19 protein-coding genes are annotated in these 21792 nt (G+C 67.1%); 12 read left to right on the forward strand and 7 right to left on the reverse strand.

Features of this window, described 5'->3' with window-relative positions; translation table 11 throughout:
* Positions 1-43 precede the first annotated feature (43 nt).
* Positions 44-1336: a M20/M25/M40 family metallo-hydrolase gene (locus FOC84_RS28420; RefSeq protein ID WP_173148168.1), complete on the reverse strand. Its 1293-nt coding sequence runs from the start codon at positions 1334-1336 to the stop codon at positions 44-46.
* Between the two features lie 345 nt (positions 1337-1681).
* On the opposite strand from FOC84_RS28420, the gene FOC84_RS28425 reads away from it, so the two are divergent.
* Entirely contained in the window at positions 1682-3643 is a 1962-nt protein-coding gene (locus tag FOC84_RS28425; protein WP_173148170.1) for a SurA N-terminal domain-containing protein, read from the forward strand.
* A gap of 10 nt (positions 3644-3653) precedes the next feature.
* On the opposite strand, the gene FOC84_RS28430 is transcribed toward FOC84_RS28425, so the two are convergent.
* Complete coding sequence (locus FOC84_RS28430; RefSeq protein WP_173148172.1) at positions 3654-4301, reverse strand: arylesterase; 648 nt, start codon at positions 4299-4301, stop codon at positions 3654-3656.
* Here FOC84_RS28430 and FOC84_RS28435 point away from each other — a divergent pair.
* Positions 4300-4977, forward strand: coding sequence for an ABC transporter ATP-binding protein (locus FOC84_RS28435; RefSeq protein ID WP_054454006.1), 678 nt, complete (start codon positions 4300-4302; stop codon positions 4975-4977). The genes FOC84_RS28430 and FOC84_RS28435 overlap by 2 nt on opposite strands.
* Before the next feature lie 79 nt (positions 4978-5056).
* Here FOC84_RS28435 and FOC84_RS28440 read toward each other — a convergent pair whose 3' ends face one another.
* The 3 genes from FOC84_RS28440 to FOC84_RS28450 are packed head-to-tail and all read right to left on the reverse strand — an operon-like array spanning position 5057 to position 8799.
* Complete coding sequence (locus tag FOC84_RS28440) at positions 5057-6040, reverse strand: ABC transporter substrate-binding protein (protein ID WP_173148174.1); 984 nt, start codon at positions 6038-6040, stop codon at positions 5057-5059.
* A 22-nt stretch (positions 6041-6062) separates the two neighbouring features.
* Complete coding sequence (locus tag FOC84_RS28445) at positions 6063-7709, reverse strand: ABC transporter permease (protein ID WP_173148176.1); 1647 nt, start codon at positions 7707-7709, stop codon at positions 6063-6065.
* 13 nt (positions 7710-7722) lie between these two features.
* On the reverse strand, positions 7723-8799 hold the full coding sequence (locus FOC84_RS28450) for an ABC transporter ATP-binding protein (RefSeq protein ID WP_173148178.1): 1077 nt from the start codon (positions 8797-8799) through the stop codon (positions 7723-7725).
* Positions 8800-9042: 243 nt separating this feature from the next.
* Between FOC84_RS28450 and FOC84_RS28455 the strand changes: the two genes are divergently transcribed.
* Together FOC84_RS28455 and serB are read left to right on the forward strand one after the other, a co-directional pair.
* Positions 9043-9951 carry a LysR substrate-binding domain-containing protein gene (locus FOC84_RS28455; protein WP_173148180.1) on the forward strand — a complete coding sequence of 303 codons (909 nt, stop codon included), beginning with the start codon at positions 9043-9045 and terminating at the stop codon, positions 9949-9951.
* Positions 9952-9965: 14 nt separating this feature from the next.
* Positions 9966-10679, forward strand: coding sequence for a phosphoserine phosphatase SerB (serB, locus tag FOC84_RS28460; RefSeq protein ID WP_173148182.1), 714 nt, complete (start codon positions 9966-9968; stop codon positions 10677-10679).
* A 9-nt stretch (positions 10680-10688) separates the two neighbouring features.
* On the opposite strand, the gene fabV is transcribed toward serB, so the two are convergent.
* Together fabV and FOC84_RS28470 are read right to left on the reverse strand one after the other, a co-directional pair.
* A complete protein-coding gene (gene fabV / locus FOC84_RS28465) occupies positions 10689-11879 on the reverse strand; it encodes an enoyl-ACP reductase FabV (protein WP_173148184.1) in 1191 nt (396 codons plus the stop codon).
* 97 nt (positions 11880-11976) lie between these two features.
* Positions 11977-12936, reverse strand: a complete 960-nt coding sequence (locus tag FOC84_RS28470) for a DMT family transporter (RefSeq protein WP_173148186.1) — start codon at positions 12934-12936, stop codon at positions 11977-11979.
* 87 nt (positions 12937-13023) lie between these two features.
* Between FOC84_RS28470 and FOC84_RS28475 the strand changes: the two genes are divergently transcribed.
* From FOC84_RS28475 to FOC84_RS28510, 8 genes are all read left to right on the forward strand, one after another.
* Positions 13024-13929 (forward strand): LysR family transcriptional regulator, encoded by a 906-nt coding sequence (locus FOC84_RS28475; protein ID WP_173148188.1) that lies wholly within the window; start codon positions 13024-13026, stop codon positions 13927-13929.
* A gap of 421 nt (positions 13930-14350) precedes the next feature.
* Entirely contained in the window at positions 14351-15397 is a 1047-nt protein-coding gene (locus FOC84_RS28480) for a TRAP transporter substrate-binding protein (RefSeq protein ID WP_173148190.1), read from the forward strand.
* A 192-nt stretch (positions 15398-15589) separates the two neighbouring features.
* Complete coding sequence (locus FOC84_RS28485) at positions 15590-16210, forward strand: TRAP transporter small permease subunit (protein ID WP_173148192.1); 621 nt, start codon at positions 15590-15592, stop codon at positions 16208-16210.
* On the forward strand, positions 16207-17490 hold the full coding sequence (locus tag FOC84_RS28490) for a TRAP transporter large permease (protein ID WP_173148194.1): 1284 nt from the start codon (positions 16207-16209) through the stop codon (positions 17488-17490). Before FOC84_RS28485 ends, FOC84_RS28490 begins: the two co-directional genes overlap by 4 nt.
* Positions 17491-17563: 73 nt before the next feature.
* A complete protein-coding gene (locus FOC84_RS28495; protein ID WP_173148196.1) occupies positions 17564-18247 on the forward strand; it encodes a DUF2848 domain-containing protein in 684 nt (227 codons plus the stop codon).
* Between the two features lie 83 nt (positions 18248-18330).
* A complete protein-coding gene (locus tag FOC84_RS28500) occupies positions 18331-19680 on the forward strand; it encodes an amidase (RefSeq protein ID WP_173150468.1) in 1350 nt (449 codons plus the stop codon).
* A 78-nt stretch (positions 19681-19758) separates the two neighbouring features.
* Complete coding sequence (locus tag FOC84_RS28505) at positions 19759-20664, forward strand: LysR family transcriptional regulator (protein ID WP_173148198.1); 906 nt, start codon at positions 19759-19761, stop codon at positions 20662-20664.
* Positions 20665-20771: 107 nt separating this feature from the next.
* Complete coding sequence (locus tag FOC84_RS28510) at positions 20772-21578, forward strand: putative hydro-lyase (protein WP_173148200.1); 807 nt, start codon at positions 20772-20774, stop codon at positions 21576-21578.
* Positions 21579-21792 lie beyond the last annotated feature (214 nt).

The following is a 21792-nucleotide window of genomic DNA, read 5'->3' on the forward strand; positions in this document are numbered from 1 at the left end:
GCCGGCCGGCAGCGCCAGCCGGCACTGCGGGCCGGCTTTGGGCCTACTTCATGGGCGCCTTGTCCCGCGACACGTCCATGATCATCCGCGCAGCCAGGTACAGGCGCGGCACGATGCTGTTGATCTGGATGTACTCGGCGTCGTTGGAATGCGCGCCGAAGCCGCTCAGGCCCATGCCTTCGATCACCGGGCCGCGCGCCTTGAGCGCAGCAAAGGCGGCGTCGGTGCCGCCGCCGCTGGCGCGGTCCACGACCTTCATGGGCAGATCCAGTTCCTTGTAGATCTGCACGCCGTGCTGGGCCAGGGCGCGCGAGGCCGGCGTGGCTTCCAGGGGCGGGCGGCGCACCTCGAACTTCACGCTGACCTTGGATTCGGGCAGCAGTTTCTTCTGTATGCGCTCTTCCAGGGTGCGCGACAGCGCGTCGAAGTCGGAGACGCGCAGCGCGCGGGCGTCGGCCTGGGCGGTGGCCTGGCCGGGGATGACGTTGCGGTTGGTGCCGGCCTGGGCCACGGTCCAGTTCAGCTTCAATCCTTCCTCGGGCTTGGACAGCTTGTCCAGCTGCAGCAGCTGGTGCGCCAGTTCATACAGGGCGTTGACGCCGCCTTCCGGACGCGCGCCCGCGTGCGAGGTCTTGCCCTGCACGGTCAGGTAGGCCGCGCCGATGCCGCTGGTGGCCAGGGTCAGGCGGGCTTCCGCGCCGCCGCCTTCGAACGAGAACACCGCGTCCTGGTCGGCGCCCATGCGGGTGATGGTGCTGCGCGCGCCGGGCGAGCTGATTTCCTCGTCGCCGTTGATCAGCACGGTAATGGTGCCGTAGTCCTCGAACCCCAGCTTCTGCAGCAGGGTCAGGGTATGGATGATGGCGGCCACGCCATGCTTGTCGTCGGCGATGCCCAGGCCGTAGGCCTTGTCGCCGTCGACGCGGAAGGGCTGGTCCTTGAGCATGCCGTTGCGGTAGACCGTGTCCATGTGGGCGATCAGCATGATCTTCTTCTGGCCCCGGCCTTTGAATTCGGCGTGGACCATGGGGCCGACCTTCTCCGGCGTGTCGTCCAGGCGGAAGACGTCGGTGGGCTGGATGATTTCGACGGTCCCGCCCAGCGCCTTGAGCCGGTCGCGGATCAGGACGGCGATGCGCTCCACGCCTTCTACGTCCTTGCTGCCCGACTCGATGCCGACCAAGTCCCGCATGGTGTCGAGCATGCCTTGCTGCTGGGCTTGGGCGGCTTCGTGGACGGCGACGACGGGCGCGGCCAGCGCGGCGGGGGCGCCACCGACGAAGGCCAGGGCGATGCAGGTGCGCAGGAGTTGCAGGCGGGGAGATGTGAACGGCATCAGTGTTTACCTCTGAGCGTGCGTGGAAGGGGGGGCGCAGCCATACGGGGCGGCGTCGGGGTAATGCGGGCTTACCCTGACAGGCCACGATACGGGGGCCGCAAGGGCCTGGAAATGGTGGTTCCCCGGGTTGACTCGGTCCCCGGTTTCGTGCCGCCGGAGCCGGGGGGCGGTCCCGGAAGGCATGCGGAAGATTCCTGGTCTGCGCGGCGAATGAGAAATGGTAAAATCCGCCCGCTGATCCGGTATTGACCGGTATGGGAACAGGGCGAATCTGGTTCGCCTTTTTTTATGCGTTTTCTTGCGGCTTCGGGCGTGTGCCTGGGGTGCGGCAACAGGGATTCCATGTTCGAATTTATTCGCAGCCATCGGCGCTGGATGCAGCTCATCCTGCTGCTTCTGATTGTGCCGTCCTTCTTTCTGGTCGGTATTCAAGGCTATGACAGCTTCATGCGCGCCGAGCCTGAATTGGCCACGGTCAATGGCCAGCCCGTGTCGCGGGCCGAGTTCGACCAGGCGCACCGCAACCAGCTGGAGCAGTTCCGCCAGCGCTTGGGCGCGCAGTTCGATCCGGCCGTCATCGACACGCCGGCGCTGCGCGAAGGCCTGCTCAATCAGCTGATCAATCAGCGCCTGCTGGCCAACGTCGCCGTCGACAACCGCTTCTCGGTGTCCGACGAAACGCTGCGCAACACCATCGCCGCGATTCCTGAAGTCCAGGACAACGGCCGCTTCTCGCCCGAGCGCTATCGCCAGGTGCTGGCCGCGCAAGGCATGTCGCCGACCTCGTTCGAAGCCGGCCTGCGCCGCGATCTCGCCGTCGCGCGCGTGCTGGAGCCCGTTGGCCAGTCGGCCCGCGCGCCCAGCGAAGTCGTGGCGTCGCTGGAAACGGCGTTGACGCAGCAGCGCACGGTGCAACTGCGCCGCTTCGCCGCCGCCGACTACCGCTCGCAAGTCAACGTCAGCCCGGCCGATATCCAGGCCTGGTACGACGCCAACAAGCAGCAGCTGCAGATTCCCGAACAGGTCCAGGTTCAGTACGTGGTGCTGGACGAGGCCGCCGCCACGCAAGGCGTGCAGGTCAAGGACGAGGACCTGGCGTCCTACTACGAGCAGAACAAGAACCGCTTCGGCCAGCCCGAACGCCGCCGCGCCAGCCACATCATGATCACCCTGGCCCCCGGCGCTTCGGAAGACGCCCGCAAGGCCGCGCGCGCCAAGGCCGAGGACCTGGCCAAGCAGGCCGCCGCCGACCCGGCGCAGTTCGCCGAATTGGCGCGCAAGAACTCGCAGGACGCGGGCTCGGCCGCCAATGGCGGCGATCTGGGCTGGCTGGCTCCGGGCATGCTGACCGGTCCGCTGGAAAAGGCGATTTTCGGCCAGGCCAAGGACCAGGTGTCCGGCGTGATCGAAACCCCGTCCGGCCTGCACGTGGTCAAGGTCACCGAGATCCAGCCCGCCGCCATCAAGCCGCTGGCCGAGGTCAAGGACCAGATCACCGCCGAAGTCCGCAAGCAGCTTGCCGCCGTCCGTTTCTCGGAAATGGCCAGCCAGCTGAACAAGCAGGTCTATGACCAGCGCGACAGCCTGCAGCCCGCCGCCGACGCCGTCGGCCTGAAGCTGCGCACCGCCGCCGGCGTGACCCGCGAAGGCCTGCTGCCCGCCGACAAGGCCGGCCCGGGCTCGGCCGCCGCCGGCCCCGACGCCGCGCTGCTGGACAACCCGCGCGTGCGCCAGGTGCTGTTCTCGCCCGATGTGCTGCGCGAAAAGCAGAACTCCGGCGTGATCGAGCTGTCGCCCGACACCATGCTGGCCCTGCGCGTCGGCGCGGTCGAGCCGGCCCACGTGCCGCCGCTGGACAAGGTTTCGGACACCATCCGCGCCAAGCTGCTGGACGAGCGTTCGGCCGAAGCCGCCAAGAAGGCCGGCGAGGCCGCGCTGGCCGCCGACCGGGCCAACCCCGCCGCCACGCCGGAAGGCTTTGGCGCGCCGGTGGTCGTGTCGCGCCAGGATCCCAAGGAACTGCCGCGTCCGGTGCTGGACGCCGTCATGCGCCTGCCCGCCGCCACGCTGCCGGCCTATGCCGGCGTGCAATCGGGTTCGGACTACACGCTGGCGCGCCTGGAGAAGGTCGAGGCCGGCACGGTTGATCCGGCCGACAAGGAACGCCTGGCGCAGCAGTTGTCGGGCGCCTGGGGCCAGGCCGAAAACGAAGCCATGCTGCGCATGCTGCGTGAAGAGTACAAAGTGCAGGTGCTGCCCGCCGCCGCCACGGTCATCCGCGGCGATCAGCCGGCAGCCGGCTGATCAGCCAGAGTCAGTTCAACAGTGGCCGCAGCGTCGGCCACACGTTGTCCAGCAGCAGAGGCTGGGCATCCTCGTTCGGATGGATGCCGTCAGCCTGGAACATCGCCCGGTTCGTTGCGATACCTTCCATCAGGAAGGGCACGAGCCGGGCGTTTTCGTCTTTGGCGACCGCGGGGAAGACCTGGGCGAAGCGCTGGGTGTAGTCCCGGCCGTAATTGGGCGGAATCTGCATGCCGACGATCAGGACCTGCGCGTCGGCCTTGCGGGCGGCCTGGGCCATGGTGCGCAGGTTCTGCTCGGTCATGGTCAGCGGCAGGCCGCGCAGCGCGTCGTTCGAGCCCAGCTCCAGCACCACCACGGCCGGCGCATGTTGGCGCAGCAGGGCAGGCAGGCGGGCCACGCCGCCGCTGGTCGTGTCGCCGCTGATGCTGGCGTTGACCACCTGGTACTTGGGGTATTGTTCCGCTACGCGGGCGGAAAGCAGCGGCACCCAACCGGTGCCGCGCTTGATGCCGTATTCGGCGGACAGACTATCGCCCAGGACCAATACCGTGCGGGGCGTGGAACCCTGGGCCGCGGACGCGGTCTGAGCGTGGGCGGGCGCCACGATGGCGGTCGCCATGGCGGTCATGAGTAGCAGACGGGAAAATAGGCGCATGGATAACAAGAATTCGATCGAGGTGAAAGGGCTGGGCAAGCAGGTGGCCGATGCCGGCGGCACGCTCTCCATCCTGGAAGGTATTGATTTTACGGTCGAGGCGGGCAGCGCCGTAGCCATCACCGGCAGTTCGGGGTCGGGCAAGTCCACCTTGTTGGGACTGCTGGCCGGCCTGGATGTTCCCAGCGCGGGCAGCGTGCGCCTGGCGGGACAGGACCTATTCTCGCTGGACGAGGACGGCCGCGCGCGCTTGCGCGCCAATCATGTGGGCTTCGTGTTCCAGTCATTCCAGCTGCTGCCCAACCTGACGGCGCTGGAAAACGTGATGCTGCCGCTGGAGCTGGCCGGGCAATCGGCGCGGGACGCGGCGCAGGCCATGCTGGAGCGGGTGGGGCTGGGCAAGCGCCTGCATCACTACCCGCGCACCCTGTCGGGCGGCGAACAGCAGCGCGTGTCGCTGGCGCGCGCCTTCGTGGTGCAGCCCGACCTGCTGTTCGCCGATGAGCCCACCGGCAGCCTGGACGCCGCCACGGGCGTGACGGTCATCGACCTGATGTTCGACCTGCACCGGGAACACGGCACCACGCTGGTGCTGGTGACCCACGATCCGCAGCTGGCCGCCCGTTGCGGGCGTCAGCTGGTGCTGGCGGCGGGACGCATGGTCAACGGCGCCTGACGCCGCCGGCCCACCCCAAGGTGGGCCAGCCCCCTCGGGGGGGCAGCTAGCCCCGAAGGGGCGCGGCGTGGGGGCCTATCTATTTCGCCTTGGCCACGGCCTGGTTCCAGGCCGACACCACTGCCTCATACTCCTTCGCCGCCGCATCCTGGCTGACCGGGAAGATCTTGATGGTCTTCAGGTCGGGCAGGGTGGTCAGGCTGGCCACGGCCACGTCGGTGCGCGTCGGACGGCGAAAGTTCTTCACCAGCTGGGCTTCCTGCGATTCCTTGCTCAAGAGGCCGTCGTAGAGCGCCTTGGCGGCGTCCATGTTCTTCGCGCCCTTGATGATGAACATGCCTTCAGGCGCCAGGTAGCTGCCCTCGGTCGGGTAGACCAGCTTGATTTCCTTCTGGCCGCCGGCCACGTATTCCTGCGCGGCGTACTCCAGCGTCATGCCCACGGCGTACTCGCCCGCGGCCACGCCCTTGTAGGTGGTGCCGGACGACGCCGTGACCACCGCGTTGGCGGCGATCTTGTCCAGGCCTTCCTGGCCGAATTGCTTGAAGAGGCCGTAGACCAGCATGTAGGCCGTGCCGCTCTTGGACGGGTCGGTGATGGCGAACTTGTTCTTCCATTGCGGCTGCATCAGGTCGGACCAGGTGGCCGGCGCGGGCAGGCCCTTGAGCTGGCGCTCGTTGACCATCATCACCATGACGTGCACGTTGGTGCCCACCCACAGGTCGTCCGGACCGCGGAACTCGGTGGGGATCTTGTCCAGATCGGCCGGGCGGTAGGGCTGCAGGTGCTGGCGGTAGGCGCCCAGCGTGCCGAAGCCGCCGCTCCAGAACAGGTCGCCGCGCGGGTTCTGCGCCTCGGCCTCGATGCGCTTCATCATCGTGCCGGTGCCGCCGGTGACGGGCTGCACGTTCAATTTCGGCGACTTCTGCTTCACCGCGTCCAGGGCGGTTTCGATCGTCTCCGTGTTGTTGGACGAATAGAGCACGACGTTCTGGGCGTGGGCGGCGCTGGTGGCCAGGGCGGCGGCCAGGACACTGTACTGAAGTAGGTGCTTGAGTTGCATGGTTAGCCTCTGTGCGAGTGGGTTATTTGCCGGAGAACAGCTTGATGCGGAACGCTTTGACCGACACGATGATGGGCAGCACGATGACCGTGACCAGCGCCGCGCCGTAGGCCGACGCCATGCCCAGCCTGCCGCCGTCGACCTGGCGGAAGATGGCGATGGGCATGGTCTCCAGGCCGCCGCTGTAGGCGACGATGGAAGCCGACAGCTCGGAGATGGTGGTGAGCCACATCAGGATGGCTGCCGAGATGATGGACGCCTTCATGGCGGGCAGGATCACCTTGAAGAAGGTCATGAGCGGCGACACGCCCAGGCTGATCGAAGCTTCCTCGATCGACTCGGGGATGTTGAACAGCACCGACGAGGCGTTGCGCACCGCGAAGGGCAGGCGCCGCACCGTGTAGCACAGCACCATGATCCCCGACGTGCCCGCCAGCACCAGCCAGCCGGTGTTGAAGGTCTGCACCAGCGCGATGCCCAGCACGGTGCCGGAGATGGTCAGCGGCAGCACCACGATGTAGTCCAGCACCTGGGTCGAGGCGCTGCGCTTCTTGATCGTCAGGTAGCTCACCAGCACCGCGAAGGCCACGCCCAGCACCGTGGCCAGGGACGCGAACTTGAGCGAGTTCAGAATGGGCTCCGGCGCGCCGTGCAGCGCGCGCTGCATGCTGGCCAGCGACCATTGGCCCCACTGCATGACCGGTCCGCTGGTTTTGGTGAAGGCGGCGATGAAGACCACAATCAGCGGCAGCATCGAAATGAAGATGATCAGGCCCACGCCGCTGGTGTAGAGCACGGCGGTCCAGGAGCGCACGCGGGTAGCGGCTGGCGCGCGCCCTTGCGTCATGGTGTAGACCTTGCGCTCGACCACGCGCTTCTGGAAGAACAGCACGATGGCGACGATGGCGATGGACACCACCGACATCGCGCTCTGCAACGTCGGGCTGCCGCCCATTTCGCTGACGAAGGTGTTGTAGGTCATGACGGACAGCAGCGGCACGCGGCTGCCCAGCAGCATGGCCAGCGCGAAGTTGCCCACCACCAGCGTGAACACCACCAGCGCATTGACCAGCACCGCCGGCAGCAGCACCGGCACCAGCACGCGCAGCTTGGTCAACAACGGCGGCGTGCCCAGGCTCAGGCCGGCCTCTTCCAACTGCCCATCGAAGCCGCGCAGCGCCGCCAGCACGCCCAGGTAGATATAGGTGTAATAGACCAGCGTCATGGAGAACACCATGCCGGTCCAGCCGTAGAACGAGGGCAGCGAGATGCCGGCGTCGCCCAGCAGATTGGTCAGGATGCCGTTGTTGCCCAGGATCAGCAGCCAGGACTGGCCGACGATGATCTCGGGTATCACGATGGTCAGCACCGGCAGGATCGCCACCAGGTTCTTCAGCGGAAAGTCGAAGCGCGCCACCATGTAGGCGAAGGGCACGCCTACCAGTACCGTGCAGGTCGTGACCGCCAGGCCCAGGATCAGCGTGTTGCCGAATGCCTCCACGTATTGCGTATCGGCCAGCAGGGCCTTGAACCCTTCCAGCGTGAAGCCGCCGTCCTGCCCGGTCACGCTATTGCTGAAAAGCACGCCCAGCGGGTAAAGCACGAAGAACAACAGCAGGACCAGACTGATTGCGGTCAGCACGCCCCAGGGCCACCATTTGATTTTCATGGTCGGCGCATCCTCAGGCGTTGACGACGCGGCTGTCGGCCGGGATCAGCACCTGCACGGCTTCACCGGGCTGGAACTGCGCCACCATGTTGCCGGCATGCAGCTCCACGCGGATCTCGGAGCCGTTGTCCAGCGCGATCCGGTAGGCCGTCTTGAAGCCCAGGTATTGCCGGCGCAGCACCTTGCCGGGCAGGGTGTTGGGCACGTAGGGGGCTGGAGCCATCAGGGCCAGCTCTTCCGGGCGCGCGATCAGCACGCCCTTGCCGTCCAGCTGGTCGCTGCCTTGCATGCCGTCAAAGCCCAGGCCGCAGATTTCGTAGCGCACATGGCCGGCCGGCGCGCCGGCCTGGCCGTTGCGGGCGGGCACCGGGATCACGTTGGCCGAGCCGATGAAGTCGGCCACGTAGGCGTTGACCGGCGTGCCATAGAGTTCTTCCGGCGTGCCCAGCTGGGCGATGTCGCCGCGGTCCATGATGGCGATGCGGTCCGACATCGCCAGCGCTTCTTCCTGGTCGTGCGTCACGAATACAGTGGTGATGCCGGCCTCGCGCACCAGGTCCAGGATCACGTCGCGCATCTGCAGGCGCATCTTGGCGTCCAGGTTGGACAGCGGTTCGTCCATCAGCAGCACGCGCGGCCGGATCACCAGCGCGCGCGCCAGGGCCACGCGCTGGCGCTGCCCGCCGCTCATCTGCGCGGGGTAGCGGTCGGCCAATGCCAGCAGCCCGACCTTGTCCAGCGCTTCGTTGACGCGCCGCGTGATCTCGCCGCGCGCCACGCCGCGGGCGCGCAGGCCGTAGGCCACGTTGTCGAAGGCGGTCTTGTCGGGGAACAGCGCATAGTCCTGGAACACCATGCCGATGTCGCGGCGGTGCGCGGACACGTGGGTCACGTCGTCCTGGTCGAACAGCAGGCGCCCGCCGTCGGGGGCATAGAACCCGGCAATGCAGCGCAGCAGCGTGGTCTTGCCGCAGCCGCTGGGTCCCAGCAGCGTGTAGAACGCGCCGTCGGGGATGTGCAGGGACAGATTGCGCAGGACTTGCTGCCCGCCGAAAGTCTTGACGATGCCGTCTACGGTGATTGATGCCATGTTTTGCTTCCTGCCTGAGGTTGTGGGCATCATAGGAACGGGTGCCACGCGCGACCAGCGGTGTTTTTTAAGGGTAGTCGTTAGTTTTTCTAAGAGGTCGGCGCCCGGGCTATCACCTAGAATGCGGCTGGATAGGTCAGGCGCGCGCAAGCCGTGCCGATAAAAAATAGACGACAAGGGAAAACGTGGGAAAGAGCAGCACAGCGCGGCGCCAGGCCGGCGCGCGGGCGGGCCGCAACTGAGATGGCGGGGCAGAGCCTGCCGCCGCTCAAGGCCTTGCGCGTGTTCGAAGCCGCGGCGCGTCTGCGCAGTTTCACCGCGGCCGCCGATGAACTGAGCATCACGCACAGCGCGGTCAGCCAGCAGATCCGCATACTCGAAGAGTACGTGGGGCAGCCCCTGTTCGCGCGCGAGGCGCGCGGCGTGGCGCTGCTGCCTTGCGCCCAGGCGTATTTCCCCGAGATCCAGGCCAGCCTGGAGCGCATCGCGGCGGCGACCGCCAAGCTGAAATCGCCCGCCTACGGCGGCGTGCTGCGCGTCTGCGCCACGCCGTCCCTGACCATGAAATGGCTGATCCCGCGCCTGTCGGCGTTCCAGGCGCGGCATCCCGGCGTGGACGTGCAACTCACCACGCAAGGGCGGTCCTTCCTGGACCGCGGCGGCGACACCGGCAGCGATGTGCTGATCCGCCATGGTTACATGGCGCACTCCGACCTGGCCTGTGTGCACTGCCTGGACGATTTCCACGTGCCGGTGGCGTCGCCGCGCTTCATCGAGCGCAACCGGTTGGCGGCGCCCGCGGATTGTTTGGGGCATCCGCTGCTGAAGATCGCGGGCGGCATGGACCACTGGCCGCGTTGGTTCGCGCTGGCCAAGGTGGACGTGCCCGCGCAATTGCCGGGGCCGGTGTTCGACCACCAGTTCCTGTGCATGCAGGCCGCCATGAATGACCTGGGCATCGCACTGGCGCCCTGGTGCCTGCTGGACGACGACATCCGCGCCGACCGCCTGCGTCCGCTGTTCGACGGGCCGCAGCTGCCGAACGCCGGGATCCACGCGCTGTACCGTCAGGACGGCCCGGCCGCCGCCTCGGCGCTCATGTTCATCGAGTGGTTGCGCGAGCAAGGCCGCGACCCCTCACATCCCGCATAGACCAAGGATCCCTCATGCATTCCGCCTCCACGATTCCCGGCCTGCTTTGGCGCGGCATTGCGCCTCCGCTGGCGCTCACGGACTACAAGCTCATCGCCTTCGACATGGACTCCACGCTGATCTCGATCGAGACGCTGGACGAAATGGCGGACCTGATGGGCAAGAAGGCCGAGGTGGCGGCGCTGACGGAAGCCGCGATGCGCGGCGAAACAAAGGACTACAAGCAGAGCCTGCGCGAGCGCGTGGCGTTGCTGGCAGGCATGCCGGAAGCGGCGCTGGACGAGGTCTATGAGCAGCGCGTGCACATCAATCCCGGCGCCGAGACGCTGATCGCGGCCTGCAAAGCAGCGGGCCTGACTTGCCTGCTGGTGACCGGCGGCTTCACCTGCTTCACCGACCGGCTGCGGGTGCGCCTGGGCCTGGACGATGTGCGCGCCAATGTGCTGGAAATCGTGGACGGCCGCTTGACCGGCCGGCTGCTGCCGCAAGTTTGGGGCGATATCTGCGACGGCGAGGAAAAGCGCCGCAAGCTGCTGGAAGTGTGCGCGTCCCTGGGCGTGGGACCGGAGCGCGCCATCGCCGTGGGCGACGGCGCCAACGACCTGCCGATGATGCGCGCGGCGGGCCTGTCGGTGGGCTACCGCGCCAAGCCGGCCGTGCGCGAGGAGGTCAATGTAGCCATCGACGAAGGCGGCCTGGACCGCCTGCTGGAGCTGATGGCGCGCTAGCGCCGGGGCTTATGCCAGGCCGCGGATTGCCACGGCCGGATCGGTGTCGGCTTCATAGTCGACGCCGTCGATCTCGAAGCCGAACAGGCGCAGGAAGTCCTGCTTGTAGCCCGCGAAGTCCGTCAGTTGGTAGATGTTGTCGTTGGTGACCTGGCCCCACAGCGCCTGCACGCGGGCCTGCACCTCGGGATCCAGTTCCTTGTAGTCGGCGCGCAGGCGGCCTTCCTGGTCCAGGATGGGCGTCTTGCCGCACAGGCTGTCGCGGTACAGGCCATAGACCTGTTCGATGCAGCCTTCATGCGTGCCGGTTTCCTTCATGGTCTTGAACAGCAGCGACAGGTACAGCGGCATCATCGGGATCGCCGAGCTGGCCTGCGTGACCACCGCCTTCAGCACCGACACGCGGGCGTCGCCGCCACGCGCGGCCAGCTTGGCGCGGATCTCCAGCACCTTTTGGTCCAGGTCCTTCTTGGCGGCGCCGATGGAGCCGTTCCAGTAGATGTCGTGGGTGATTTTCTCGCCCAGGTAGGTGAACGCCGTGGTGCTGGCGCCTTCCGCCAGCACGCCGGCTTCCAGCAGCGCGTCGATCCACATCTGCCAGTCCTCGCCGCCCATGACGGCGACGGTGGCGTCGATCTCGGCCTGGGTGGCGGGCTCCAGCACGGATTCCTTGATCACTTCGCGGTCGGTGTCCAGGCCGCGCAGGTTCACTGCGTGGCCGATGGGCTTGAGCGTGGAATTGAAGACTTCCCCGGTCTTGGGGTGCGTGCGGCGCGGCGCGGCCAGGCTGTAGATCACCTGATCGACCTGGCCCAGGTCCTGTTTGATGAGGTCTATGGTCTTGCGCTTGATCTCGTCGGAGAAGGCGTCGCCATTGATGCTCTTGGCGTAAAGCCCGGCGGCATGGGCCTGCTCATGGAATTCCGCCGTGTTGTACCAGCCCGGCGTGCCGGCCTTGGCCGCGTCGCCCGGCCGCTCGAAGAACACGCCCAGCGTCTGCGCGCCGCAGCCGAAGGCGGCGCTGATCCGCGCCGCGAGGCCATAGCCGGTCGATGCGCCCAGCACCAGCACGCGTTTCGGCCCGCCAGCTATCGGCCCCTGGGCGCGGACGTAGTCGATCTGGTTGCGGACGTTGGCGGCGCAGCCGGCGGGATGGGTGGTGACGCAGATGAAACCGCGCACGCGGGGCTTGATGATCATGGGAGCCTCGATTCGGGGAAATGCCTGGATCGCCCATGCGCGAAAGCGCAAAAAGCGACCCGCATTGTACGGGAGGAGGCGCGGGCGCGCTGGCGGGTCAGCGCGCGTCGGCGCCAGCCAGCGGCGCGGCCTGGGCGCGGCTGCGGCGCCACTCGATCAGGCCGATGCCGATGCCGCTGGCGCAGATGATGGCGATGCCCAGCCAGGTCAGCGGGTCCGGGAAATGGCCCCAGACCAGCCAGCCGACCGAGGTGGCGCTGAGGATCTGCAGGTAGACGAAGGGAGCCAGGGTGGAAGCGGGCGCGCGGCGGTAGGCGGCGATCTGGAACAGATGGCCCAGGCCGCCGGTAATGCCGGTGGAGATCAGCACGACCCAGTCCAGCGGCGCCAGCGCCTTGAGGACGGGCAGGGCGGGCGGCAGGATGAAGGGCAGGGTCAGGGTCAGGCAGATCGTGCCGACGGCGCCGCTCCAGATCAGCGAGGTGAAGGGATCGTCGCCCGCCACGCGCCGCGTCGCGATGAACTGGACGGCGAAGCAACAGGCGGTGAGCAGGCCGAACACGGTGCCCACCGGATCCAGGCCGCCGCCCGGGCGGATCACGATGATCACGCCGATGAAGGCGATGCCCGCGGCGACGAAGCGCGACAGGCGGGCGGGCTCCTTCAGGACCCAGGGCGCGGCCGACAGCACCAGCAGCGGCGCCAGGAAATTGATGGCGGTGGCCTCGGCCTGCGGGATGTAGCTCAGCGTGGTGAAGAACATCAGCGTGGCCAGGAACATCGAGCCGCCGCGCAGGATCTGTTCGCGCGGCTTCTTGCTGCGAAAAACGCCCAGGCCGCGCGCGGGCAGCACCAGGGCCAGCACCAGCGCCAGGTGCACGGCATAGCGGAACCACGACAGCACCAGCAGCGGCACGCCCGCATTCATCACCCACTTGCCGCTGGCATCCAGGCACGACAGCGTCCACATCGACAGCACCAGCAACAGCACCCCCATCATCGGGCCGCTGGAAGCGGGCGCTGCACGGCGCGTGCGACCGTTATCGGCCGGGGTCATCGACAAACTCCTTTGGTGGCTGGAATGCCGGTTTGCAGGTACCGGGCGGCTGCCATGATACGCTCATCGCGCCGGGGGAACAGGCTCATGATAGAACTACGCAATATCGAAACTTTTTTCTGGGTGGCCACGCTGGGCAGCTTTCGCGCCGCGTCGGACAAACTCAACACCACGCAACCTGCGGTGTCGCAGCGCATCGCCTCGCTGGAGGCCGACCTGGGCGTGCGCCTGTTCGAGCGCGACGCGCGCGGCGTGAAGCTGACGGCCAAGGGCCACGAACTGCTGTCGCATGCCGAGCGCATGCTGCAGGTGCGGCGCGACATGTTCGAAGCCGCGCGCGAACAGAACGTCATGAGCGGCACGGTGCGCATCGGCGTGGCCGAAACCATCGTGCAGACCTGGCTGCCCACGTTGATAGAACTGATCCACTCCAATTATCCGGCGCTGGTGCTGGAGATCGAGGTGGACACGACTCACGTGCTGCGCTCGCATCTGATGTCGCGGCAGATCGATCTGGCCTTCCTGATGGGGCCGGTGCTGGAAGCGCGGGTCGAGAACCTGCCGCTATGCACCTATCCGTTGGCCTGGGTCGCCAGCCCCGTGCTGGACCTGGGGCCGGAGCCGCTGACCCTGGAGCGGATAGGCAAGCTGCCCATCATCACCTATCCCTCCAATAGCGCGCCTTACCGCGTGGTGCGCGACATGCTGACGCGCGCGGGCGTCAATTCGCCGCGCATGTACGGCAGCGCGTCGATGTCGATGATGGTGCGCATGACGCAGGACGGCATCGGCACCAGCGTCATCGCGCCCGTGTTCCTGGGCAAGGAACTGGCGCGCGGCGAACTGCGCATCCTGCGTGTGGAAGCCGATCCCTTGCCGGAGCTGAGCTTCACCGCCACTTGGGTGCAGGGGCCGGACAGCCACGCGGTGCGCGTCATCGCGCTGATGGCGCAGAAGGTGGCGGAGCAGGCCGCGGACGGGACTCCGCTCTAGGTGTTTACCCCAGATCGAGCCGCGCGGCGGGCGCGATCAGCCCCTGGACGCGGCTGCGCTTCGGTGCGTCCGGCTGCCCGCTGAGCCGCGCCACTGCGTCGTTTGCGCGAAACGCGGGGCGTGCGGCGCACGAGACCAAAGAAAAATTTATACCCCCGTATCGCAACATACGATTGGACGCTCCGCGCCCCTGACGCTGCAATGGCGCCACATCAATAACGATCGCCTGGATGCATCGAGCGGGGGAAAGCATGAATCAGCGTATGTCCCATTGCCAGACGCGGGCGGCAAGCCATGCCGCGCAGGCGCCATGCGCGCCGCCGCGCGGCTGATCTCCAGACTCTTCGATTGCCACCGCGCGCCGCCAGGATAACGGGATCCGGCGCGCGGCATACCATCCCGCCAGCTAGGAGTTTTGTCCATGAAGAAGTCTCTCGTTTTCGCCGCCGTCGCCGCCAGCCTGCTGGCCGGCGCCGCCCAGGCCCAGGACCTCCCCAAGACCCAGTTGAAGGTCGTGGGCGGCCTGAGCAACCTGACCGCCTACAACGATTACGAAAAGCCGTTCTGGACCAAGACCATCCCCGAGCTGTCCAAGGGTCAGGTCACGGCCGACATCAAGGGCTTCAACGAAATGGGCTTGAAGGGGCCCGAGCTGCTGCGCCTGATGTCGCAGGGCGTGGTCGAGTTCGGCACCGCCACCCTGGCGTACTTCGCCAGCGACAACCCCATCAACGAGGCGATCGACCTGGCCGGCCTGGCGCCGGACGTCAAGACCGCGCGCGCCGTCACCGATGCGTTCGAACCGGTCTACGCCAAGCTGTATGGCGAGGGCAGCAACGTCAAACTGCTGGGCATTTCCACCTATCCCGCGCAGGTGCTGTTCTGCAACGCCGAAATCAAGAGCCTGGCCGACATCAAGGGCAAGAAGGTCCGTACCAGCAGCCGCACCACCGCCGAGTTCGTCGAGGCGCTGGGCGGTTCCAGCGTGACCATGGCCTTCGGTGAAGTCGTGCCCGCGCTGCAGAACAAGGTGGTGGATTGCGCCATCACGGGTTCGCTGTCCGGCTATTCGGCCAAGTGGTACGAGGTGTCCACGCACCTGGTCGCGCTGCCGATCAACTGGAACCAGCAGATCCACGCCGTCAACCAGAAGGCCTGGGACAAGCTGGACCCCAATGTGCGCACCTTCCTGCAGACCAATGTGAAGACCCTGGTCGACAACATCTGGGACGCCGCCGCGCGCCAGACCCAGGAAGGCTATGACTGCAACACCGGCGCTGCCGCTTGCCCGTTCCCGGTCAAGGGCAAGATGGTCCTGGTTCAGCCCTCGGACGCGGACCGCGCGTTGTTGAAGAAGGTCACCGAGGAAGCCGTGCTGCCCAAGTGGGCCGCGCGCTGCTCGGCCCAGTGCGTGAAGGACTTCAACGCCACCGTTGGCAAGACGCTGGGCCTGACCGCAAAGAAGTAGGCCCCCCCCCCGAAGCGCTGCGCGCTTCCCCCCCAGGGGGGCATGCCTGCGGACCGGCGGAGCCGGATCCGCGGCATCCCGATGGGGCGGTGTGCTACGGGCCGGCGGAGCTGGATTCGTAGCATCTCGATGGGGCTGTTCGCTACTTTGATAGTCGGGGCGGCGATGCCTGGCCCCGCAAAGGTTTAACTCATGACTCAATCTGAACACTTCCGCCTGCTGGGCGGGCTATTGCGGCGCGCCGAGAGCTTCTCGCGCCTGGCGGTGTGGGCCGGCGGCGCGCTAACCGTGGCCAGCGTGCTGCTGATTTCGTTCGACGTGCTGGCCCGCAAGTTCCTGGGCTTCACCACGGGCGGCGCGGACGAACTGTCCAGCTACGCCTTCGCCATCAGCACCTCCTGGGCGCTGGCGTTTGCTACGTTGCAACGCGCCAATGTGCGCGTCGACGTGGTCTACCAATACATGCCGGTGCGCGTTGCCGCCGTGCTGGACTGGATCTCCATGGTGGCCCTGGCCGTCTTCATGGTGTACCTGACTTACTACGCGTCCGAGGTCGTGCAGACCTCCTGGGCGCAGAAATCCGCGGCCAATACGCCGCTGGCCACGCCCTTGTGGATTCCGCAGGGCCTGTGGGTGCTGGGCCTGGCGTGGATGTGCATCACGGTCGCGCTGATGCTGGCGCGCGCCTCCGCCGCGCTGGTCACGGGCGACATCGAACTGGTCAAGAGCATTTGCGGCGTGCGTTCGGCGCAGGAAGAGGCCGACGAGGAAGCCGCCGCCGGCGAGCGCATGGTGAAGGGAGAGGCCGCATGATTTCCACCGCATTGATACTGCTCCTCGTGCTGATCGGCCTGTCCATTCCGGTGGGCGCGGCGCTGGGCGTGCTGGGCCTGATCCTGGACCCGCTGTTCTCCATGCTGCCGCTGACGCGCGCCATCGGCGAAGTCTCGTGGAGCACCAACAACGAGTTCCTGCTGGTGGCGATTCCGTTGTTCATCATGCTGGGCGAGGTGCTGCTGCGCGCCGGTTTCGCCGAACGCATGTATGGGGCGATGAGCCTGTGGCTGTCGTGGCTGCCAGGCGGGCTGATGCACGCCAATATCGGCGCCTCGACGCTGTTCTCGGCCACCTCCGGCTCCAGCGTGGCGACCGCCGCGACCGTGGGCACGGTGGCCATTCCGCAGATCCGCAAGTACGGCTACAACGAGCCGCTGTTCCTGGGCAGCTTGGCCGCCGGCGGCACGCTGGGGATCCTGATCCCGCCTTCGATCAATCTGGTCATCTATGGCGTGCTGACGAACTCGTCGGTGCCCAAGCTGTATCTGGCGGGCATCATCCCGGGCTTCGCGATGGCCGCGCTGTTCATGTTGACGGTGGTCATTGCCTGCGTCGCCAAGCCGTCCTGGGGTGGCAAGAAGATCCAGGCGACCTGGGGCCAGCGCTTCGCCAGCCTGGTGCACCTGGCACCGCCCATGGGGATCTTTCTCCTGGTGGTCGGCTCCATCTATGCCGGACTGGCCACGCCGACCGAAGCCGCCGCGCTGGGCGTGCTGGGCGCCTTCATCCTGGCTGCCTGGTTCCGCCGCCTGACGTGGTCAATGCTGCGCGAAGTCATGGAAGGCACGATGCGGTCCACGGCCATGATCATGTTAATCGTGGTGGCGGCCAGCTTCCTGAACTTCGTCATGTCCGCTACCGGTCTGACGGATGCGCTGACCAAGTCGATCACGGGACTGGGCCTGTCGCCCGGCTGGATGCTGCTGATCGTGGTGATCTTCTACCTGGTGCTGGGCTGCTTCATGGAAACGCTGTCCATGATGATCACGACCATCCCGATCATCGCGCCCATCATGATCGGCCTGGGTTTCGATCCCATCTGGCTGGGCATCGTCATCATCATCCTGGTCGAAGCCGCCCTGATCACGCCGCCCGTGGGCCTGAACCTGTTCGTGGTGCAGAGCCTGCGCAAGAGCGGCTCCATGAGCGCGGTCATCGTCGGCAGCCTGCCGTTCGTGCTGGCCATGTTCGTGATGCTGGCGCTGCTGGCCTTCTGGCCGGACGTGGCGCTGTGGCTGCCGCGCGTATTCGGCTGAGCTTCATTCCATAGACATTCCGGGGCGCGGCGTACCGCCGCGTCCTTCACTCCCCTAATTCCGCAGGACAGATATGAAAGCCGTATTCCAGATCGAAGACTCGCAACCCCGCCAGGTGGAAGTCGAGTTCGACACCCTGATCGTCGCCGGCTGGGCCGGACGCGACATGGCCGCGATCGAGCACCACATCGAAGAGCTGGCCGCCATCGGCGTGCCGCGCCCCAGCAGCGTGCCGCTGTATTACCGCATCGCCGACAACCAGCTGACCCAGAAGGAAAGCGTGCAGGCGCTGGGCGGGGATTCGTCGGGCGAAGTCGAGACCTTCGTGTTCGCGGTGGACGGCGAGATGTACGTCAGCATCGCCTCCGACCACACCGACCGCAAGCTGGAGACCTACAGCGTGGCGATGTCCAAGCAAGTCTGCGTCAAGCCAGTGGCCAGTAGCGCCTGGCGCCTGGCCGACGTGGCAGAGTACTGGGACGAACTGATCATCCGTTCCTACATCGTCGAGAACGGCGTGGAAGTGCTGTACCAGGAAGGCCCGCTGGCGTCGCTGCGCACCCCGCAGGACCTGATCGCCGGCTACACCGGCGGCTCCGCCGTGCTGCCGGCGGGCGCCGGCATGACCTGCGGCACCGTGGGCGCGATTGGCGGCATCCGCCCCTCGGCCGACTTCACCATGGAATTGCACGACCCGCGGCGCCAGCGCAGCCTGCGTCACCGCTATCATGTCGAAACGCTGCCCGTGGTGGCCTGATTCCGGCCCCCGGCGCCTATCGCCAGGCGCGCCTTGGGGCGCGCCCGTTTGCACTCATGCCGCAAGGCGGCACTAGGATGACTATGGTTTCGACCCTGAATGATCTGACCCTGGCCCTGCAGGAGGGCCGCAGCAGCTCGGTGGAACTGACGCAGGCCGCGCTGGCCCGCGCCCAGGACGAGGCGGGCGAGGGCGCCCGCGCGTACACGCGCCTGTACGCCGAAACGGCGCTGGCGCAGGCGCAGGCCAGCGACACCTTGCGCGCGGCCGGCATCGTGCGCTCGGCCATCGAGGGCCTGCCCATCAGCATCAAGGACCTGTTCGACGTCGAGGGCGAGACCACCATGGCCGGCTCGGTGGCCCGTGAAGGCGAACCGGCGGCCGACGCCGACGCCGAAGTCGTGCGCCGCTTGATCGCGGCGGGCGCGGTCATCATCGGCCGCACCAACATGGTCGAATTCGCCTATTCGGGCCTGGGCATCAATCCCCATTACGGCACGCCGCTAAACCCCTACGACCGCGCCACCGGCCGCATTCCCGGCGGCTCCTCCTCGGGCGCGGCGGTGTCGGTCAGCGACGGCATGGCCGCCGCCGCCATCGGTTCGGACACCGGCGGCTCCGTGCGCATCCCGGCCGCGCTTTGCGGCCTGACGGGCTTCAAGCCCAGCGCCTGGCGCGTCTCCATGGACGGCGTGCTGCCGCTGTCGGCCAACCTGGATTCCATCGGCCCGATCGCCGCCAGCGTGCGCTGCTGCGCCGAACTGGACGCCATCCTGTCCGGCGACGGCGGCCCGGTGCCGGAAGCGGCCGTGCTGCGCGGCCTGCGCCTGGCCATCCCGACCACGCTGGCGCTGGACGCCATGGAAAAGCATGTCGCTGACAGCTTCGCGGCCGCCGTCAGCCGCCTGAAGGCCGCCGGCGCGCTGGTCGAAGAGATCGCGATTCCGGAATTCGCCGAACTGGCCGCCATCAACGCCAAGGGTGGCTTCACCGCCGCCGAGGCCTGGGCCTGGCACCGCGACCTGATCGCCCGCGCGGGCAAGCGCTACGACCCGCGCGTGGTGTCGCGCATCATGCGCGGCAAGGACATGAGCGCGGCCGACTACCTGGACCTGCTGGACGCGCGCGAAGCCTGGGTCGCGGCGGTGGACCGCCGCATCGCCGGCTACGACGCCCTGATCATGCCGACCACGCCCATCGTGGCGCCGGCGGTGGCCGACCTGCAGGGTTCGGACGAGGCCTACTACGCCGCCAATGGCCTGATCCTGCGCAACCCGACGCTGATCAATTTCCTGGATGGCTGCGCGCTGTCGCTGCCTTGCCATGCCGCCGGCACCGCGCCGGTGGGGCTGATGATCGCGGGCAGCAACGGCACGGACCGCCGTGTCCTGAGCATCGGCCTGGCGGTGGAAGCGCTCTACGCCGGCCAGTGATGCGCAGCCGGGGCGGACGGCAGCCGCCCGCCCGTCCCGGACGCTAAGATGGCGGCTGCATAGCCGGACTCCGCCGCCATGATCGATCTGCGCAATATCGAAACGTTTTTCTGGGTCGCCACCCTGGGCGGGTTCCGGGCCGCGGCCGAGAAGCTCAACGCCACCCAGCCTGCCATCTCCCAGCGCATCGCATCGCTGGAATCCGATCTGGGCGTGCGGCTGTTCGACCGCGACACGCGCGGCATCAAGCTCACGGGCAAGGGGCGCGAATTGTTGTCGCACGCCGAGCGCATGCTGCAGATGCGGCGCGACATGCAGGAGGCCGCGAGGGCCAAGAGCGTCATGAGCGGCATGCTGCGGTTGGGGGTGTCCGAGACGATCGTCCATACCTGGCTGCCAACCCTGATGGAGTACCTGCACGACGCCTATCCGGCGCTGATGGTCGAGATCCAGGTGGATACGACCACGGTGCTGAAGACGCAGCTCGCCTCGCGCCAGATCGACCTGGCCTTTCTGCTGGGACCGATGGAAGAGCCCCGCATCGAAAACCTGTATCTCTGCAACTACCCGCTGAGCTGGGTGGCGAGCCCCAAGCTCAAGGTCGGACGCCAGCCCATCCCCTTGAAGCGGCTGGCCGAATGGCCCGTCATCACCTATCCGTCCACCACCGATCCGCACCGCGCCGTGCGCCAGCTGTTGCAGCAGGCCGGCGTGGAGGCGCCGCGCATGTATGGCAGTTCGGCGCTCAGCGTCATCGTGCGGATGGCGCAGGACGGCATCGGCACCGCGGTCATCGCGCCCGTCATTCTCCACAAGGAGCTGGCGCAGGGCGAATTGCGCATCCTGGACGTGAAGGCGCCAGCCTTGCCGCCGCTGCACTACACCGCCTGCTGGATGCAGGGGCCGGACAGCCAGATCCCGCGCGCGGTGGCCGAGGCGGCGCAGCAGATTGCGCGGGAAGAGGCGTTGCGCCATCCGGCATAACCCTGATAAGTAATTTTGATCGGGGTCTATCGCAACTTGTGATTGGACGCTGGTGCGTGCTTCCTGTGCAATGTCCTCATACCTACATTGTCATCAAGGGGATAGGCATGCAATCGAAACCCGCGGCGCGCGCCAGCGTCGAATTGGCCCGGCAGGCGCGGCTGGATGCACGCAGCGGCAAATTGACCGGCCCGACCGCGAACCTGGCTCCCGGCCACGTCCAGGCCAACCTCGCGATCCTGCCGCGCGCGCTGGCTGCGGACTTCCTGCATTTCTGCCAGCGCAACCCCAAGCCCTGTCCCTTGCTGGCCATGTCCGAACCGGGCGATCCCGCCTTGCCGGAACTGGGGCAGGACATCGATATACGCAGCGACATCCCGCGCTACCGCGTGTGGAAGAACGGCGAGCTGGTGGCCGAGCCCACCGACGTGCGCGACATCTGGCGCGACGACCTGGTGTCGTTCCTGATCGGCTGCTCGTTCTCGTTTGAAGAGGCGATGCTGGACAATGGCTTGCCGGTGCGCCACATCGAGCAGGGCTGCAACGTGCCCATGTACCGCACCAACGTCCCCACCCACACCGCGGGCGTGTTCGGCGGCCCGTTGGTGGTGTCGATGCGTCCCCTGAAGGCGGCGGACGCCATCCGCGCCATCCAGGTCACTTCGCGTTTTCCCTCGGTCCACGGTGCGCCGGTCCATATCGGCGACCCCGCGTTGATCGGTATTGCCGACATCAGCCGCCCGGACTATGGTGATCCGGTGGAGATACGCGAAGGCGAAATGCCGGTGTTCTGGGCTTGCGGCGTCACCCCGCAGTCGGTGGTGGCAGCCGTGCGGCCGGAATTCTGCATTACCCACGCGCCGGGCCACATGCTGGTCACGGACCTCATCAACAGCCGGATGGCGGTGTTCTGACCGCCATCGATCCGCTTTCCCGGTAGCGCGCAAGCGGGAAGCGCTAGAAGTCGTAGTCGCGTTGCAGTACCAGTTGTGCCACCAAAACGATCCATCAAAGGACAAGGGGAAATGGCGACAACCGCTTTGAATCTGGGGCCTTCCGGCTTGCCGGATGGCCTCGTGCCGCCGCGAACGCGGCCATCCGCAAGAGGGTGGCCCGATACGCGTCCAT

The sequence above is a fragment of the Achromobacter pestifer genome, from assembly GCF_013267355.1.
GTDB lineage: Bacteria > Pseudomonadota > Gammaproteobacteria > Burkholderiales > Burkholderiaceae_B > Achromobacter > Achromobacter pestifer_A.